Consider the following 267-nt stretch of genomic DNA (forward strand, 5'->3'; position numbering starts at 1 on the left):
CTTCGAGATCAGCTCGCACGCAAGTCAGCAATCAAGCTAACCGTGTCCATTTTTTCGGGGGAACCCCAATCAGCACTGGCAGCGGCCTGTGGTGGGTCGGGTGGTGGATGCAATTCCGCGCGCATTTTGTCGAGGGTGGCGCGGAAGGTGGCCCCGACGTCGGGGAGCGCGTTGGTGCGTTTCGGGTTCGGTTCGGCCGCGCCGATGGGGGTGTTGTTGCGCCACCAGCAGCGTCCGGCCCACGGCCCGTCCCGATAAATCCCGGTG

1 pseudogene is annotated in these 267 nt (G+C 64.8%); it reads right to left on the bottom strand.

Features of this window, described 5'->3' with window-relative positions:
• Positions 1-8: 8 nt before the first annotated feature.
• A pseudogene (locus B1964_RS30730) lies at positions 9-267 on the bottom strand (HNH endonuclease); the annotation flags it as partial.

Source organism: Gordonia sp. i37, from assembly GCF_002043085.1.
In the GTDB taxonomy this organism is placed as follows: domain Bacteria; phylum Actinomycetota; class Actinomycetes; order Mycobacteriales; family Mycobacteriaceae; genus Gordonia; species Gordonia polyisoprenivorans.